The sequence below is a fragment of the Isoptericola sp. NPDC057391 genome (assembly GCF_042668085.1).
In the GTDB taxonomy this organism is placed as follows: Bacteria; Actinomycetota; Actinomycetes; order Actinomycetales; family Cellulomonadaceae; genus Isoptericola.
The window spans coordinates 1-16,237 of sequence record NZ_JBHVBO010000090.1 but is presented as its reverse complement, the minus strand read 5'-3'; the positions used below and the strand labels follow the sequence as shown (position 1 = coordinate 16,237).

The 16,237-nt window shown below is 73.8% G+C and carries 11 protein-coding genes; 7 read left to right on the top strand and 4 right to left on the bottom strand.

Annotation, left to right across the window (positions count from 1 at the left end):
• The first annotated feature begins 118 nt into the window (after positions 1-118).
• Complete coding sequence (locus tag ACFUVW_RS12440) at positions 119-1,345, top strand: hypothetical protein (protein ID WP_430571639.1); 1,227 nt, start codon at positions 119-121, stop codon at positions 1,343-1,345.
• Between the two features lie 157 nt (positions 1,346-1,502).
• Positions 1,503-3,569: an acyltransferase family protein gene (locus ACFUVW_RS12435; RefSeq protein WP_430571638.1), complete on the top strand. Its 2,067-nt coding sequence runs from the start codon at positions 1,503-1,505 to the stop codon at positions 3,567-3,569.
• A gap of 30 nt (positions 3,570-3,599) precedes the next feature.
• On the opposite strand, the gene ACFUVW_RS12430 is transcribed toward ACFUVW_RS12435, so the two are convergent.
• Complete coding sequence (locus tag ACFUVW_RS12430) at positions 3,600-4,472, bottom strand: class I SAM-dependent methyltransferase (RefSeq protein WP_430571637.1); 873 nt, start codon at positions 4,470-4,472, stop codon at positions 3,600-3,602.
• 111 nt (positions 4,473-4,583) lie between these two features.
• On the opposite strand from ACFUVW_RS12430, the gene ACFUVW_RS12425 reads away from it, so the two are divergent.
• Together ACFUVW_RS12425 and ACFUVW_RS12420 are read left to right on the top strand one after the other, a co-directional pair.
• Entirely contained in the window at positions 4,584-6,725 is a 2,142-nt protein-coding gene (locus ACFUVW_RS12425) for an acyltransferase family protein (RefSeq protein ID WP_430571636.1), read from the top strand.
• A gap of 116 nt (positions 6,726-6,841) precedes the next feature.
• Entirely contained in the window at positions 6,842-8,353 is a 1,512-nt protein-coding gene (locus ACFUVW_RS12420) for a S8 family serine peptidase (RefSeq protein ID WP_430571635.1), read from the top strand.
• Positions 8,354-8,405: 52 nt separating this feature from the next.
• Here the strand turns inward: ACFUVW_RS12420 and ACFUVW_RS12415 are convergent, their stop codons facing one another.
• The 3 genes from ACFUVW_RS12415 to ACFUVW_RS12405 form a co-directional block, all read right to left on the bottom strand.
• Entirely contained in the window at positions 8,406-10,064 is a 1,659-nt protein-coding gene (locus tag ACFUVW_RS12415) for a class I SAM-dependent methyltransferase (RefSeq protein WP_430571634.1), read from the bottom strand.
• Positions 10,065-10,153: 89 nt separating this feature from the next.
• Positions 10,154-12,082 carry a gamma-glutamyltransferase family protein gene (locus ACFUVW_RS12410; protein WP_430571633.1) on the bottom strand — a complete coding sequence of 643 codons (1,929 nt, stop codon included), beginning with the start codon at positions 12,080-12,082 and terminating at the stop codon, positions 10,154-10,156.
• Complete coding sequence (locus tag ACFUVW_RS12405) at positions 12,079-12,768, bottom strand: YoaK family protein (RefSeq protein ID WP_430571632.1); 690 nt, start codon at positions 12,766-12,768, stop codon at positions 12,079-12,081. The genes ACFUVW_RS12410 and ACFUVW_RS12405 overlap by 4 nt, the downstream gene beginning before the upstream one ends.
• Before the next feature lie 285 nt (positions 12,769-13,053).
• On the opposite strand from ACFUVW_RS12405, the gene ACFUVW_RS12400 reads away from it, so the two are divergent.
• From ACFUVW_RS12400 to ACFUVW_RS12390, 3 genes are read left to right on the top strand one after another with little or no spacing between them, the layout of a single operon-like run.
• On the top strand, positions 13,054-14,322 hold the full coding sequence (locus ACFUVW_RS12400; protein WP_430571631.1) for a glycine betaine/L-proline ABC transporter ATP-binding protein: 1,269 nt from the start codon (positions 13,054-13,056) through the stop codon (positions 14,320-14,322).
• The gene (locus ACFUVW_RS12395; protein ID WP_430571630.1) at positions 14,322-15,251 is read left to right on the top strand and encodes an ABC transporter permease; all 930 of its coding nucleotides are present in this window, start codon (positions 14,322-14,324) and stop codon (positions 15,249-15,251) included. Before ACFUVW_RS12400 ends, ACFUVW_RS12395 begins: the two co-directional genes overlap by 1 nt.
• A gap of 56 nt (positions 15,252-15,307) precedes the next feature.
• The gene (locus ACFUVW_RS12390) at positions 15,308-16,216 is read left to right on the top strand and encodes a glycine betaine ABC transporter substrate-binding protein (protein WP_430571629.1); all 909 of its coding nucleotides are present in this window, start codon (positions 15,308-15,310) and stop codon (positions 16,214-16,216) included.
• The last annotated feature ends 21 nt before the right edge of the window (positions 16,217-16,237 follow it).

The window sequence follows — 16,237 nt, the reverse complement described above, 5'->3', positions numbered from 1 at the left end:
GGACCGCGCCGCGGTCCCCGGCGTCGTCGTGTCTCGGCAAACCCGGCAAACTTCACCCTGTCCTCGGGCACCTGTCTCCCTCATGATGAGCGCTGAACTCGAAGAGGAAGAGGGCTCGATGAAGCGCATTCTCAGCACCGCCGTCGCCGCGGTGATCGCCGTGGGGCTCGCCGTCCCGGTGACCGCGACGGCGGCCGTCCCGTCGAACGTGGTCACGTCGAGGGAGTTCGCCAAGGTGGCGTACGGGAACTCGATCCAGTACGTGCGGTCCACCTTCGGCACGAACGGCACGGTCGTCGACCGGATCGACGTGGCGGGGACGAGGAACGACTACGTGAAGGTCCGGTTCCCGACGTACTACAAGGACGGGACGGTGGAGGTCGAGTTCCTCCGCCGCACGTCCGGCACCTGGTACCTCGTGGCCAAGTACGCGAGCTGGGGCAACTCGGCAAAGCGCACGGCCGACAAGGCCACGAGCGCGGAGTTCGGCAAGGTCAAGCAGGGCAACAGCATCACGTACACGCGCCAGACCTTCGGCACCGCCGGCACCGTGGTCGAGACCTACGAGGCACCCGGCACCGAGCACGACGCTGTGGTCCTGGAATGGCCCACCGAGTCCACCGACGGCTGGGTCCAGGTGTACTTCGTCAAGAACAGCTCGGGTACGTGGAAGGTCGACACGCGCGTCGCCTTCTGGGGCGAGGACGCGAAGCGGACGGCGGACAAGGCGACCCGGGCCGAGTTCGACAGGGTCGCGATCGGGAACTCCATCGATCACGTGCGGCGCACCTTCGGCACCGCCGGGACGATCGCGTACTACTTCGACGCGCCCGGGTCGTCGTCGGACCTTGTCTGGCTCCTGTGGCCGACCCCGTCGCCGGACGGCTTCCTGAACGTGGACTTCGCGAAGACCTCGGCGGGCACGTGGAAGACCGTCGGCCGGTGGGCGGCCTGGGAGGAGCCCGCGGTGGCCACCGACGACGTGGCGACCGAGGCGGAGTTCACGCAGCTGCGGGACCGGCTCGCGAACGGCCAGCCGGTGACCCTCGCCATGGCGCGCTCGGTGCTCGGCAGCGCGGGCACCATCGGGTACCGCGCGGACGAGGCGGGGACCGACCTCGACCAGCTCGGCGTCGCCTGGTACACGGGGACCGAGGGCGCGGAGGTGCAGCTGAGCTTCGTCGTCTCGGGCGGCACGTGGACCGCGCTGACTACCGACCACATCGCCGGTCCGTGGACGGCCAGGGCGCTGCGCTCCGCGGCGCCGGAGGCCACGACGGGCGCCGGACCCGTCGACCGGGACGCCCCCGAGCGGCCGACGTGGGAGCATCACGGGCTCCGCTGACACGGCCCGACGGGGCGCCGGGACGAGGGCCGGGACCGCGACGCGGTCCCGGCCCTCGGGCGTCCCGGCGCCGGGCCCCACGTTCACCCCTCGGCACGACGGGGCCTAGGATGGCCCGGGCTCCGCGGCGGGGCCGACGACCGACGGAAGGCCTGGTGTGCTGGAAACTGCTCAGACGCAGGAGCGGAGTGCCTCGAGCGCCGCGCCCCGCGCAGGCGGGACCCGCAAGGACATCCAGGCGCTCCGCGCGATCGCCGTCGGCATCGTCGTGCTGTACCACCTGTGGCCGGGCAGGCTGACGGGCGGCTTCGTCGGCGTGGACGTCTTCTTCGTCATCTCGGGCTTCCTCATCACCTCGCACCTCCTGCGGCGCCCGCCGCGCCGCGGCCGCGACCTCGCGGACTTCTGGGCGCGGCGGGTCCGCCGGCTCCTGCCGGCGTCGTTCCTCGTGCTCCTGGTGACCGTGGCGGCCACGTTCGTCGTGGCGCCGAGCACCACGTGGGCGGACACGCTGAAGGAGGTCGGCGCGGCCGCGCTCTACGTCGAGAACTGGTCCCTGGCGGCGTCGTCCGTGGACTACCTCGGGGCGGAGGCCGCGGCGTCCCCGGTCCAGCACTACTGGTCGCTGTCCGTGGAGGAGCAGTTCTACCTCCTGTGGCCGCTCGTGCTCGTCGGCGTCGCGTGGTTCGTCGCCCGGCGTGGCGGCGACCTCGCCCGGCGCGCCTCGGTGGCGATCGCTGTGATCGTGGCCGCGTCCCTGGCGTGGTCGGTCGTCGCGACGGCCCTGCGCCCGGCGAGCGCGTACTTCATCACCCCCACCCGGATCTGGGAGCTCGGCGCCGGCGCGCTCATCGCGACGCTCGGCCTCCAGGTCGCGGCCCGCTGGCGCACCCCCCTCGCCTGGGCCGGGATCGCGATGATCGTCGTCGCCGCCGTGGCCTACGACGGCGCGCTCCCGTTCCCCGGGTACACGGCCGCGCTCCCCGTGCTGGGCTGCGCCCTGGTGATCGTGGCGAGCTGCGAGCGCTCCCGGTGGTCGCCGCGCACGATCGGTGACACCGCGCCCGTGCAGTGGCTCGGCGACGTCTCGTACTCGGTGTACCTGTGGCACTGGCCGCTCGTGGTGCTCGTCCCCTTCGCGCTGGGGCACCAGCCGGGGCTGCTGGAGCGGGTCGGCATCCTCGTCGCCGCGCTGGTGCTCGCCGGTCTCACCAAGCCGTTCGTCGAGGACCGCTTCCGCCGGGGGCGCGGCGGGTCCGGCCGCGCGATCACGACGGCGCTGGCGGCGTCGGTCGTCATCGGCGGGCTGTCCGTCGGGGGCGCGTACGCCCTCGACCGTGCCGCCGAGGCGAACATCGCGCAGGCCGCCGCGGCCGCGCAGGGGCCGTGCGTCGGAGCCGGCGCCATGGCGCCGGGCGCCGACTGCGCCACGGACGGCGACCTCCTGCTGTCCCCGGCCGAGGCCGCCGACGACAAGCCGAGCGCCTACGAGGACGGCTGCTGGGAGTCGCCGCCGTTCGAGGGCACCACGACGTGCCACTACGGCGACGAGGGGGCCGAGACCCGCATCGCCCTCGTCGGCAACTCGCACGCCGGCAACCTGCTCCCTCCGCTGCAGGAACTGGCGACGGAGAAGGGCTGGTCCCTCACGACGGTGGTCGCGTCGCAGTGCCCGACGTCGGACATCACGTGGCAGTTCGAGACGCCCCAGGACTCCGAGGGGTGCCACGCGTGGGGCCAGCGCGTCCTCGACGAGGTCGGGAAGGGTGACTTCGACCTGGTGGTGACGTCGCAGCTGACGCCGTTCGCGGCCGCCGGGGTGCCGGCGGACGAGAGCGACGAGGCGATCGCCGACGGGTACGCGCGCTACCTCGAGGACCTCACGGCCACGGGCACGCCCGCGCTCGTCGTGCGCGACATGCCGTACCCGAAGCACACGATCCCGTCGGTGCCCGACTGCCTGGCGGCCGCGGACTCGCCCGCCGACTGCGGCGGCGCCCGGTCGGACTGGCTCGAGCCCGACCCGCTGTACGACGCGGCCGAGAAGCTTGACGACCCGGCCCTGTCGACGCTCGACCTGTCCGGCTACGCCTGCACCGAGGAGACGTGCCCCGCGGTGATCGGTGGCGTGGTGACGTACTTCGACGCGTCGCACCTCACCGCGACGTTCTCCCGCACGCTCGAGCCGTACCTCTCCAAGGCCGTGACCGCGAGCCTGTCCTGACCGCGCCGTCCAGCACCGGCGCCGAGGGCGTCAGCCCGCGCGGCGGCCCTCCAGGCGGCCCGTCCGGCGGGCGGCGCGCAGCGCGCGGTCCCTGACCTGCTGGGCCTTCTCGCGCGCCGCCCGCCGGCGGCGGCGGTAGTCGTCGGGCTGGTGCAGCGCCTCCTGGATCTCCGCGAGGCCGCGCTCGCGCCGGCGCCAGGGGCGGTCGCCGCGGTGCAGGAGGCCCCAGACGGGTCGGCGGATCAGGGTGCGGGCGTCCCACGCGTCCTGCCTGCGCAGGATGGCGTCGGGGACGGGCTGCGGGTCGTCGTGCACGTACTGGTCGAGGATCTCCTGGTAGTGGTCCTGGAGCACGGTGCTGGACGGGTCGGCCCCGAGGACGACGACCACGCCGGTCGGCACGGTGTCCACCGGCAGCACGGTGAGGTCCGGTCGGTACCGGCGCAGCACCTCGATAAGCCAGAACACGTCCCCGGCCCAGGCGCCCGTGTGCCTGTCGCGGGCCGCCTCGTCGACGTTCCGCGGCAGCATGTCGTCGAACACGACGACGCTGGACCACCGGCAGTGCTTCTCGACGTTGATGAAGTCACGCAGTGCGTACTCGAAGAGGTGCATGCCGTCGATGAAGGCGAGGTCGACGGGGCCCCCGAGCCACTCCTTCGGGTCGGTCGTCGCGAAGTACTCGTCGGAGGTGGTGCGGGCGAGGTGCACCTTCCCGGAGATCTCCGACCTGATCGTGAAGGCGGGGTCGATGCCGATGCTCGGCACCGACGAGAGCCGGAGGCTCGAGCCCGTGGACACCCCGACCTCGAGATACGTGCGCGGTCGCAGGCGTTCGTGCAGCGCTGCGAGGAGCTCGTGCCTGCTCAGCCGGGTCTGCGCGGTGCGTGCCTTCCGTGACATGCCACACATCATGGCGACCTCGGCAACGCGGGGGAAGGGCGCCGCGCCCGCGTCGCCATAGGTGGTCGGGTAGCATCCGTCGGTCCGGCCGCGACCGTGAGGAGCTCGCCGTTGTCCGCACCCGCCGGGGCGCCCGAGCGCGTCTCCGCCTCGACGTCCGCCCCCACCGAGGTCCGCACCGACGTGCAGGGGCTGCGCGCGCTGGCGGTGAGCGCGGTGCTGGTCTACCACCTGCTGCCGGGCACGGTGACGGGCGGCTACGTGGGCGTGGACGTCTTCTTCGTCATCTCCGGCTTCCTCATCACGTCGCACCTGCTGCGCCGGCCGGTGCGCGGGCCGGGCGACCTGCTGGAGTTCTGGGCGCGGCGGGTGCGCCGCCTCATCCCCGCGGCGACGGTGGTCCTGGTGGCGACCATGGCGGCGACCCTGCTGTGGCTGCCGTCCACGGTGCACGCCCGCGTGGCGCGGGAGGTCGCGGCCGCGGCGCTGTACGTGGAGAACTGGGCGCTGGCGCGCTCGGCGACGGACTACCTGGCGGCCGAGGAGCTGGCGTCGCCGGTGCAGCACTACTGGTCGCTGTCGGTCGAGGAGCAGTTCTACGTGCTGTGGCCGGTGCTGATCGGGCTGACGGCCTGGCTCGCGGTGCGCCTGCGCCGGCGCGGCACCTCTCTCGCGGCAGGGCGTCCGGCACGGATCCCGGCAGGCCTCGCGACGTGGCTCCCGACGGCGGTGGTGGGGCTGGTCGTCGTCGTGTCGCTCGCGTGGTCGGTGCACCTGACGGCGACGAACCCGTCCTCGGCGTACTTCGTCACGACGACGCGGCTGTGGGAGCTCGCGCTGGGCGGTCTCGTCGCGGCGGCGGTGACGGTCCGCCCGTGGCGGCTGTCGGCGCCGGCCCGGGCGGCGGCGGCCTGGACGGGCCTGGCCGCCGTCGTGGCCGCGGTGGTCCTCTTCGACGGGTCCACGCCGTTCCCCGGCGTCGCGGCCGCCCTGCCGACGGTGGGGACCGCCCTGGTGATCGCGGCGGCCGCCGACGGTGCGCGCGGCGGGCCCGGCGGCCTGCTCGCGCTGCGGCCCGTGCAGTGGCTGGGCGACGTGTCGTACAGCGTGTACCTGTGGCACTGGCCGCTGATCGTCGTCGTGCCCTACGCGCTCGGCCGCGCGCTGGACGGCGTCGAGCTGGTGGCCGTCGTCGTGGCGTCGCTCGTGCTGGCCGCCGTGACCAAGCGGTGGGTCGAGGACCCGCTGCGCCGCCGGCCGGTGCTGGTGCGCAGGCGCGCGGCGACGTTCGGGCTGCTCGCGGTGTGCGTCGGAGTCACGGCGGTCTGGGGGGTCTCGGCGGCGTCGGCCTCCGACCAGCGTGCGCGCGAGGCCGTCGCGTCCGCCCCGGCCCGGGTCGCCGACGCCGGAGCGTGCGCGGGGGCCGGAGCGGCCCGCGACCCGTCCTGCGACGTCCGCGGCCTGCTCACGCCGCCGGAGGCGGCCGCGCAGGACAAGCCGGCCGTGTACGCGGACGACTGCTGGAACGACCCGCCGTTCACCACCCGGAACAGCTGCACGTACGGCTCCGACGACGCCCCGGTGCGGGTCGCGCTGCTCGGCAACTCGCACGCGGGCCACTGGGCGCCCGCGCTGGAGGCGGGGGAGGACGCGGGGGACTGGCAGGTCGACACGTACCTGCAGTCGTCGTGCTACCCGGTCGAGCGGCTCCTGGAGTACGACGCCGCCGACGACGCGCAGGGCTGCCTCGACACGACGCGGTGGGCGGTGGGCTCCGTCGTCTCGGGCGGCTACGACCTGGTGGTCGTGTCGGCGCGCACCAACCAGCTCCTGGCGGAGGTCCCGGAGGGCGAGCAGGCGGACGCCGCCCAGGCCGCGTACGCCGACACGCTGGCCACGTTCACCGACGCCGGCATCCCGGTGCTCGTGCTGCGGGACACCCCCGCGATGCCGGACAGCGTGCCCGACTGCCTCGCCACCGGCCCCGTGTCCTGGGACGACTGCGGGGCGCCGCCGTCGCAGGCGCTCGAGCCGGACCCCCTCGCCGCGGCGGGGCACGCGGACGACTCCGGGCTGGTGACGGTGCGGGAGGTCACCGACCTCATTTGCGACGAGGAGGCCTGCCACCCCGTGATCGGCGGCGTGGTCGCCTACTTCGACCACGGGCACCTCACCGCGACGTTCGCACGCACGCTCGCCCCCGAGGTCGCCGACGGCGTCCGCGCCGCGCTCCGCTCGGGCCGCGGGACCTGACGCCGACGGGCCGCCGTCCTGCGTCGAGGCGGCTTCGGCGCACATTTTCCCGTCGGCCGTCCTACTGTCGCCCCTGACGGCCGCAACGACGCGGTCGCACTCACGAAGGGGACACCATGAGTCTGCGCACCACCCATCGCGCGCGTCTGGTCGCCGTCGGGGCCGCCACGGCCCTTCTGGTCGCGGGCGCCGGCAGCGCCGCCGTCGCCGGCGGCACCGCGGCCGAGCCGCCGTCCACCCCGGTCCCGGTCGCCACCCCCGACGGCCAGACGTTCTCCTACGTCGTCAACGCCAAGCACGCCAACCCCGGCCAGACGCGTCTCGCGGAGCGGGCCGTCGAGGCCGCGGGCGGCGTCGTCGTCCAGTCGTGGCCGGAGATCGGCGTCGTGGTGGCGCACGCGGCGCGCGCGGACTTCCGCGCCGACGTCGTGCGCCTCGCGCGCGGGCACGCCGTCGAGTCCGTCGGCGTCACCCGCACCGTCCCGGTGAGCGAGGGCACGCCCGCCGCGGCCGCCGACGTCCCCGGGGCCCGGGGCGGCCCCTGGACGTCGAAGGTCACCAAGAAGCCCGGCGCGGCCACCGCGGACGGCGCCGGCGCGACGGCCGTCCCGGACCCGGGCGAGGCCACGCAGTGGGACATGGCGATGATCAAGGCCGACCAGGCGATCGAGATCGACCCCGGCTCGCCCGACGTCCTGGTCGGCGTCCTCGACTCCGGCATCGACGTCACGCACCCCGACCTCGCCACGCAGGTCGACACGGCCGCCTCCGTGAACTGCACCGCGGCGGGGCGCCCCGACACGTCGGCCACCGGCTGGCTGCCCACGACGTCCGACCACGGCACCCACGTGGCCGGGACGATCGCGGCCGCCGACAACGGGCTGGGCATCGTCGGCGTCGCGCCGGGCGTGAAGATGGCGTCGGTGAAGGTCGTCAACGACGACGGCTTCATCTACCCCGAGTACGCCGTCTGCGGCTTCGTCTGGGCGGGCCTGCACGGCATGGACGTCACCAACAACTCGTACTACATCGACCCGTTCATGTACTGGTGCGAGGACCAGCCCGACCAGGCCGCGGTGAAGGAGGCCGTGCGGCGCGCGATCGACTTCTCCACCCACCGGGGCGCCGTGCACGCCGCGGCGGCCGGCAACGCGTCCACGGACCTGGCGACCAACACGCGCGACACGGCGAGCCCCAACGACTCCACCGCCGTGGACCGCACCATCAACTCGGGCTGCGAGGACATCCCCGCGGAGGCCGACGGCGTGGTGACGGTCTCGTCGGTGACGAGCACCGGGGCGCTGAGCTCGTTCTCCAACCGTGGCCTCGGCAAGATCGACGTCGCGGCGCCGGGCAGCGCCATCGTCTCGACCGAGCTGAACGGCACGTGGGACACCAAGAGCGGCACGTCCATGGCGTCGCCGCACGTCGCGGGCGTGCTCGCGCTCATGACGTCGACGCACCCGGACTGGTCGCCCGCACAGCTCGAGCAGGCCGTGCGCGACCAGGCCGACGACCGCCCGTGCGGCACCACGCCCGTGGGGCCGACGTGCGTCGGGACGCCGCAGGAGAACTCGTTCTTCGGCGACGGCATGGTCGACGCGCTCGACGCCGTGACGCTGGGCTGACCACCCTGCCGGGTCCGGGTCCGTCGGCGGTCCGACGGGGCCGGGCCCGGCGTCAGGCGGGCAGCGGCTCGTCGAGCACGCGCTTCAGGAACGCGCCCTCGCGATCGAAGTCGAAGGTGAACGGGGTGTGCATCCGGCTGTCGACCCCGGTGCCCGACCCATGCGGGACGTCCGCGTGGCACCACACCATGGTGAGCCGGTGGCCGTTGGCGGCGGCGATCATCGCCTCGTTCTGCGGCGAGTAGGTCTCGGCGGAGATCAGGCACACCCGCGCGGGCTCCGTCGCGAAGGCGACGTTGAACATCGCGCTGCCGCCGAAGCCCGCCACGTCGCGGGCGAAACGGAACAGCTGCGCCTGCTCGGCGATCGGGTAGTCCTCCGGGAACAGGACCTCGAAGCCGCGCTCGGCGAAGAACGACTCGACCTCGGCGGCGTTGTGGCAGGCCCGCAGCCACAGGTGCGTGCCGTGCACCCCGACCCGCGCGAGCGTGGGGATCGTCCGCACGTCCACGCCGTCGCCCCCCGCGGCGTCGGGGAGCACGAGCACGCCGCCCTTGCGGACGTGCGGCAGCAGCTCGCGGGCCCGCGCCGCGCGGCCGTCGCGGTCCGGGGTCAGGTCGACGACCGCGTCGAGCCTCCCGGCGCTCGCCAGCGCCAGCCGGACGTCCGCGGCCCGGGCCCTGGCGTCGACCTGGACGACCTTGATCCCCGGGCGCAGCGCCCGGATCTCCCGGGCGAGCGCGGGCCTGCGACCTCGCGCGAGGAGCGCGATCCGCCGCGGCGCCTCGAGGCCTGCCTGCGTCGTCGCCGCGAGCAGGGACTGCGCGGTGTCCGCGGGCGTCTCGGCCGGGGCTACGGGGGTGGTGCCCGGCCGTACCCGGCCGGCCCGGACGTTCCGCACCACGTGCTGGGCCTTCTCGCGCGCCGCCCGCCGCCGGCGCCGGTAGTCGTCGGGCTGGTGCAGCGCCTCCTGGATCTCCGCGAGGCCGCGCTCGCGCCGGCGCCAGGGGCGGTCGCCGCGGTGCAGGAGGCCCCAGACGGGTCGGCGGATCAGGGTGCGGGCGTCCCACGCGTCCTGCCTGCGCAGGATGGCGTCGGGGACGGGCTGCGGGTCGTCGTGCACGTACTGGTCGAGGATCTCCTGGTAGTGGTCCTGGAGCACGGTGCTGGACGGGTCGGCCCCGAGGACGACGACCACGCCGGTCGGCACGGTGTCCACCGGCAGGACGGTGAGGTCCGGTCGGTACCGGCGCAGCACCTCGGCGACCCAGAACACGTCCCCGGTCCACGCGAGCGTGTGCCTGTCCCTGGCCGCCTCGTCGACGTTCCGCGGCAGCATGTCGTCGAACACGACGACGCTGGACCACCGGCAGTGCTTCTCGACGTTGACGAAGTCGCGCAGCGCGTACTCGAACACGTGCATGCCGTCGATGAACGCCAGCTCGACGGGGCCGCCGAGCCGGTCCTTCGGGTCGGTCGTCGCGAAGTACTCGTCCGAGGTCGTCCGGGCGAGCGTGACGTCGCCCTCGAGCTCCGTCTCGATCCGGTACGCCGGATCGACCCCGACGCGCGGCACGGACGACAGGGCGAGGCTCCTGCCGGTGGAGACCCCGACCTCCAGGTAGGTGCGTGGCCTCAGCCGCTCGTGGAGGAGCGTGAGGAACTCGTGCCGGCTGAGGCGTTCGTCCGTCGGGGCCGCCGAGTGTGACATGCGTCATATCATGGCGCGCTCGGATGTGGCCTGGGAAGGGCGGTGGGCGGTGCGTCGCGGGCCCGCCCGCCCCCCGGCGGGCGCGTTCCTCAGCGGCCGGCCGCGTACCCCTGGGCGCCGCGAGGGTTCGCCGCGGCGCCGAGCACACCGGTGGCGGGGTCGCGTGTGACGGCGCTGAGCCGCCCGAGCGCCCAGTCGCCGGCGAGCGTGAGCACGTGGCCGCGCTCGGCCAGCCCGGCGAGGACGGCGGCGCCCAGCCGGTCCTCGACGACGGCGCCGCCGGGCGTCCAGGTGCGGGGCCAGAACGAGCCCGGCGCGGACGTCGTGTGCAGGGCGGGGGCGTCGATCGCCTCCTGGGGCGTGTACCCGCCCACGAGCACGCGCAGCAGGAACGCGAGCTGCCACTGGTCCTGCTGGTCGCCGCCCGGCGACCCGCACGCGAGCACGGGTTCGCCGTCGCGCAGCACGAGGGTCGGGGTGAGCGTGGTGCGCGGCCGGCGGCCCGGCACCAGCGCCGACGGCGAGGACTCGTCCAGCCACGTCATCTGCAGCCGGGTGCCCAGGGCGAAGCCGAGGCCCGGCACCGAGGGGGAGGACTGCAGCCAGCCGCCCGACGGCGTCGCGCTGATCATGTTGCCCCAGCGGTCCACGACGTCCAGGTGGCAGGTGTCGCCGCGGGTCGCGCCCGTCGCGTCGGTCTCGAGGCCGTCGCCGTTGAGGGGCGCGGTCGCCCCGACGACGACGGTCGGCTCGCCGACGCCGGCTGCCGGGCCGCCGGCCGGGGCCCCGGGCAGGGCCGCGGCGGGGACGTCGGTGGCGTAGGACGTGCGCAGGGACGGGGCCGGCGGCGTCGGCCGCCCCGGCACGGCGCCCGGGCGGACGTCGTGGGACGCGCGGTCGCCGATCAGCGCGCGGCGGGCGGCCGCGTACTCCGCGGAGAGCAGGACGTCGAGCGGCACCTCGTCGCCGTGGCCGGGTGCGCCGGACTCGTCACCGGACCCCGCGTCGCCGAACCACGTGTCGCGGTCGGCCAGCGCGAGCTTCAGCGCCTCGAGCACGGTGTGCGCACCGAGCTCGGTCGACGGGTCGAGCCGCGCGTCGTCGAACCCGTCGAGGATGCGCAGCGCCTCCAGCAGCGCGGGCCCCTGCCCCCAGGCCGCGGTCTTGGCCACCGTGTGCCCGCGGAACTCGACCGTCACCGCGTCCTCGAACGACGCCTCGAACCCCGCGACGTCCGCCGCCGTGAGCACCCCCGCGTGGTCGCGGCCGTCGGCGTGCCGGTGCGGCGTGCGCACGAACTCCTCGACGGCCTCGCCCACGGTGGCGCGCCAGGCGGCCCTGGCGGCGTCGACCGCGCCGGCCCGGTCGGCGCCGCCGGCGGCGGCCTCGGCCTCGGCGGCCACGAGGCGCTCGAGCACGGCCGCCAGCTCGTGGTTCGTGACGAGCTCGCCCGGCCGCGGCGCCCGACCGCCCGGCAGCCAGCGCTCGGCCGACGTGGGCCAGTGCTCGCGGAACAGCTCCGCGACCCCCTCGATCGTGCGGCACACGGCGGCCAGCACCGGGTGGCCGTCGCGCGCGTACCCGATGGCGGGGGCGAGGGCGTCGGCCACGGTCCACGTGCCGTGGTCGCGCAGCAGCAGGAGCCACGCGTCGACGGCGCCCGGCACGGCGGCCGCCAGCGCGCCCGAGCCGGGCACGAGCTCCAACCCCTCGGCGTCGCGGTAGTGCGCGATCGTCGCCCCGGCCGGCGCCGGGCCCTGCCCCATCAGCACGCGGGGGCGATCGGGCTCGGACGCTGTCGCGAGGATCGCCGTCATGTCCCCGCCGGGTCCGTTGAGGTGCGGCTCCACGACGTGCAGCACGAACGCCCCCGCGACGGCGGCGTCGAACGCCGTGCCGCCGCGCTCCAGCACCGACTGGGCGCTCGCGCTCGCCAGCCAGTGCGTGGAGGCGGCCATCCCGAACGTGCCGCGCAGGTCGGGGCGCGTGGGGTGGGGGGTCGGGGGGACGAACGTCATCGAGGATCCTCCGTGGTGTGTCCGAGGGCGGCGACGAGGAGCGTGAGCACCGCGCTCACGCCCACGCCCCACGCCAGGTGGGCCTGCAGCAGCAGGGCACCGGCGGCGGCACCGGCGCAGATGAGGGCGATCGCGGCGATGCGCCGCCCGGAGTTCGTGCCGTGACCGCCGGCGAGGCGGGAGTCGGCGGCCAGCCCGGTGATGGTCGACGTGACGACGACCGTCGTGACGTCCTTGACCGACAGATGACGCGCCGTCGCCGCCTGCGTGCCCATCGCGAGGGCAAGCAACCCGGTCACGACGAGCTGCACGGCGTGGGACATCCCCTCGCCCGACACGGCGAGCAGCACCGTGATCGCGGCGAGCAGCGCCCCGACGGTGGCGAACATCCCGGTGGTGCGGGCCGTCCACCCCACCTGCGCGGGGCGCAGCACCACGCCGGCGAGCACCGCACCGGCCATGAAGGTGCCCAGCGCGAGCAGCGGGCCGACGACGGGCAGGTCGTCGCCTCCCGCGAGCGCCATGCCCAGGATGACGACGTTGCCCGTCATGTTGCCCGTGAAGACGCGGTCGAGGCCGAGATAGCCGACGGCGTCGGCGATCCCGGTCGAGAACGTCAGGGCGAGCATCAGCGCGAGATGGAGGCGGTCGCGGTCACGCCGGAGCGGTCCGAGGAGCGAGGGCACCAGGTCACCGTAGCGACCGGCTCCAGGTGGATGCCCGGGGCGCTGGACAGATCCGGGTGGCAGCGCGACGGATCCGTGCCCCACGTGCCCCGTTGGTCACATCATGATAAAGATCACGACCCTTTCGCCAGGGGCAGGTACAGGACGGTGCCGGAGATGGCCTAACGTCGTGAACAGTGTGTGGCCGCGTCGTGTCGGTGTGATCCCGTGCCGACGCCGCCCACGCCCGGTCGACGAGCGTCGCCGTCGCACCGGGCAGCCCTTGTCCCCGACCCCGGGAGAGTTGTGTCAGCCATCCAGGCACATGGTTTGACGAAGATCTTCGGACGGCGCCCGCAGCGCGGCGTCCGCATGTTGGAAGAGGGCGCGGATCGCGCCAGGCTGCGCAAGGAAGGCCTCACCGCCGCGGTCATCGACGCCACGTTCGACGTCGCGCCCGGCGAGATCTTCGTCGTCATGGGACTGTCGGGCTCCGGCAAGTCCACCCTGATCCGCACCGTGAACGGGCTCCTCGAGCCCACCGCCGGGTCGATCAGCATCGACGGGCAGGACGTCACCCACCTGTCGAAGGCCGGCCTCCGCGAGGTCCGCCGCACCAAGGTGAGCATGGTGTTCCAGCACTTCGCGCTGCTGCCGCACCGCACCGTCGGCGAGAACGCCGCCTACCCGCTGCAGCTGCGCGGCGTGAGCAAGGCCGAGCGCGAGCAGCGCGCCGAGGAGGCGCTCGGCATGGTCGGGCTCGGCGGCTGGGGCGGCTCGCTGCCCTCCGAGCTGTCGGGCGGCATGCGCCAGCGCGTGGGCCTCGCCCGGGCGCTCGCCGCGGGCACCGACGTCCTCCTCATGGACGAGGCGTTCAGCGCCCTGGACCCGCTGATCCGCAAGGAGATGCAGGACCAGCTGCTGGAGCTCCAGTCCGAGCTCGGCAAGACCATCCTGTTCATCACCCACGACCTCAACGAGGCCATGCGCCTCGGCGACCGCATCGCCATGATGCGCGACGGCCGCATCGTGCAGGTCGGCACGGCCGAGCAGATCCTCAACGAGCCCGCCAACGACTACGTGGCGCAGTTCGTCGCGGACGTCGACCGCAGCCGCGTGCTCACCGCGTCCGCGGTGATGGAGCGCCCCGCCGCCGTCATCGGCGTCGAGTCCGGCCCCAAGGCCGCGCACAAGCTGCTCCGCGAGCACCAGGTCCCCGCGCTGCTCGTGACGGGCCGCAACCGCCGGCTCGAGGGCGTGGTCTGGGAGGACGACGTCGCGAACGCCGTCAAGCAGGGCGCCGACAGGCTCCCGCTGAGCGACGAGGGCGCCATCCGCGTGACCCCCGACACCCCGCTCATCGAGATGCTCGGCGACGCCGCGGCCAGCCGTGCACCGCTGGCCGTCGTCGACGAGCAGGGCCGGCTGCAGGGCGTCATCCCGCGGGTGACCCTGCTCAGCGCGCTCTCCGTGCCCGACAGCGTCGACGGCGTCCCGGGCGACAGCCGGGACGACGGCACGGGTCAACGGCCCGTCGACGGCCAGTCCGCCCCCGACACGGCAGGAGCTCTCTGATGTCCCCCACGCTTCGCGCCGCCGCCGACGGCAACCCGCTGCCGGACCTCCACATCGGTGACGCCGTCGCGGACGCCGTCGACTGGATCACCGACAACCTCGAGGGCCTGCTCGACGGCATCAGCGCCGCGCTGACGTTCCTCGTCGACCTGATCTCGAGCATCCTGCTGGGCCCGCCGCCGCTGGTCATGGCCGTGATCTTCACCGTGCTGGCCCTGCTCGTGCGGTCCTGGACGTTCGCGCTGTTCACGATCGTCGGCACGCTGCTCATCATCAGCATGGACATGTGGGAACCGGCGATGGAGACGCTCAGCCTGGTGCTCGTCGCCACGCTGATCGCCCTGGTCATCGCCGTGCCCGTGGGCATCCTGGCGGCGCAGAACGACACCGTGAGCGCCGTGGTGCGACCGGTGCTCGACTTCATGCAGACCATGCCCGCGTTCGTCTACCTGGTGCCGGTGGTCATCTTCTTCGGGATCGGGGTCGCCCCCGGTGTCTGCGCCACGATCATCTTCGCGCTCCCGCCGGGGGTGCGGCTCACCGAGCTCGGCATCCGGCAGGTCGACAGAGAGACCGTCGAGGCCGGCGAGGCCTTCGGCGGCACGTCGCGCCAGATCCTCAGCGGCATCCAGCTGCCGCTGGGCCTGCCGACGATCATGGCCGGCGTCAACCAGGTGATCATGCTCTCGCTGTCCATGGCCGTCGTCGCCGGGCTCGTCGGCGCGGGTGGCCTCGGCCAGGAGGTCGTCACCTCGATCTCCCGCATCGACGTGGCGCTCGGGTTCGAGGCCGGGCTGTCCGTCGTGATCCTGGCCATCTACCTGGACCGCCTGACCGGCGCGATCGGGCAACCGACCGGCAGGGCGCTCCTGACGAAGCTCACGAGCCGCAGGACCGCGGCGAAGCCCGCCGTCGGCGCAGGCGTCTGACCGACAGCCAGACCTCGGGGATCCTCGCGTCCCCGACGACGAAAGGAACTCTTCAGATGAACACCCATCGCAAGCATCTCCGCCGCGGCGTCGCGCTCACCTCCGTCGTGGCGCTCGGCCTGACGCTGGCCGCCTGCGGCAGCGAGGACGGCGGCGGCAGCAGCGGCGGTGACGACAAGACGATCACCCTCGGCTACATCCCCTCGTGGACCGACGGCCTGAGCACCGCCTACCTGCTGGACGCCAAGCTGCAGGAGGCGGGGTACACCGTCGAGCACAAGGAGATCAGCGACGCGGGCGTCCTCTACACCGCGCTCGCCGACGGCGACGTGGACATCTACCCGTCCGCCTGGCCCGAGGTGACGCACGCCTCCTACATGAAGCAGTACGAGGGCGACATCGAGGACCTGGCCACCTACTACGACAACGCGAAGCTGACCTTCGCGGTGCCGGAGTACACCGACATCGACTCGATCGACGAGCTCGCCGCCAACACCGACAAGTTCAACGGCGAGATCATCGGCATCGAGCCCGGCGCGGGCCTCACCGACATCACGAAGAACTCGGTCATCCCCGAGTACGGGCTCGACGAGGCCGGCTACACCCTCAAGGAGTCGTCCACGCAGGCGATGCTCACCGAGCTGAAGAAGGCCACGGACAACAAGGAGGACATCCTTGTGACGCTCTGGCGTCCATTCTGGGCCAACTCCGCCTTCCCGGTGAAGGACCTGGAGGACCCCAAGGGCGCGCTCGGCGAGACCGAGGGGCTGCACTTCCTGGGCGCCGAGGGCTTCGCGGAGGAGAACCCCGAGGTCGCCGACTGGATCAGCAAGATCAAGCTGGACGACGAGCAGTACGGCGCCCTGGAGGACCAGGTCGTCAACCAGAACCCGGACGACCCGGCCGCCGGCGTCGAGGCGTGGCTGGAGGAGTACCCGGACGTCGTGCCCTCGCTGGAGGGCTGAGCGGGTCCGCCTCGCGCGGAC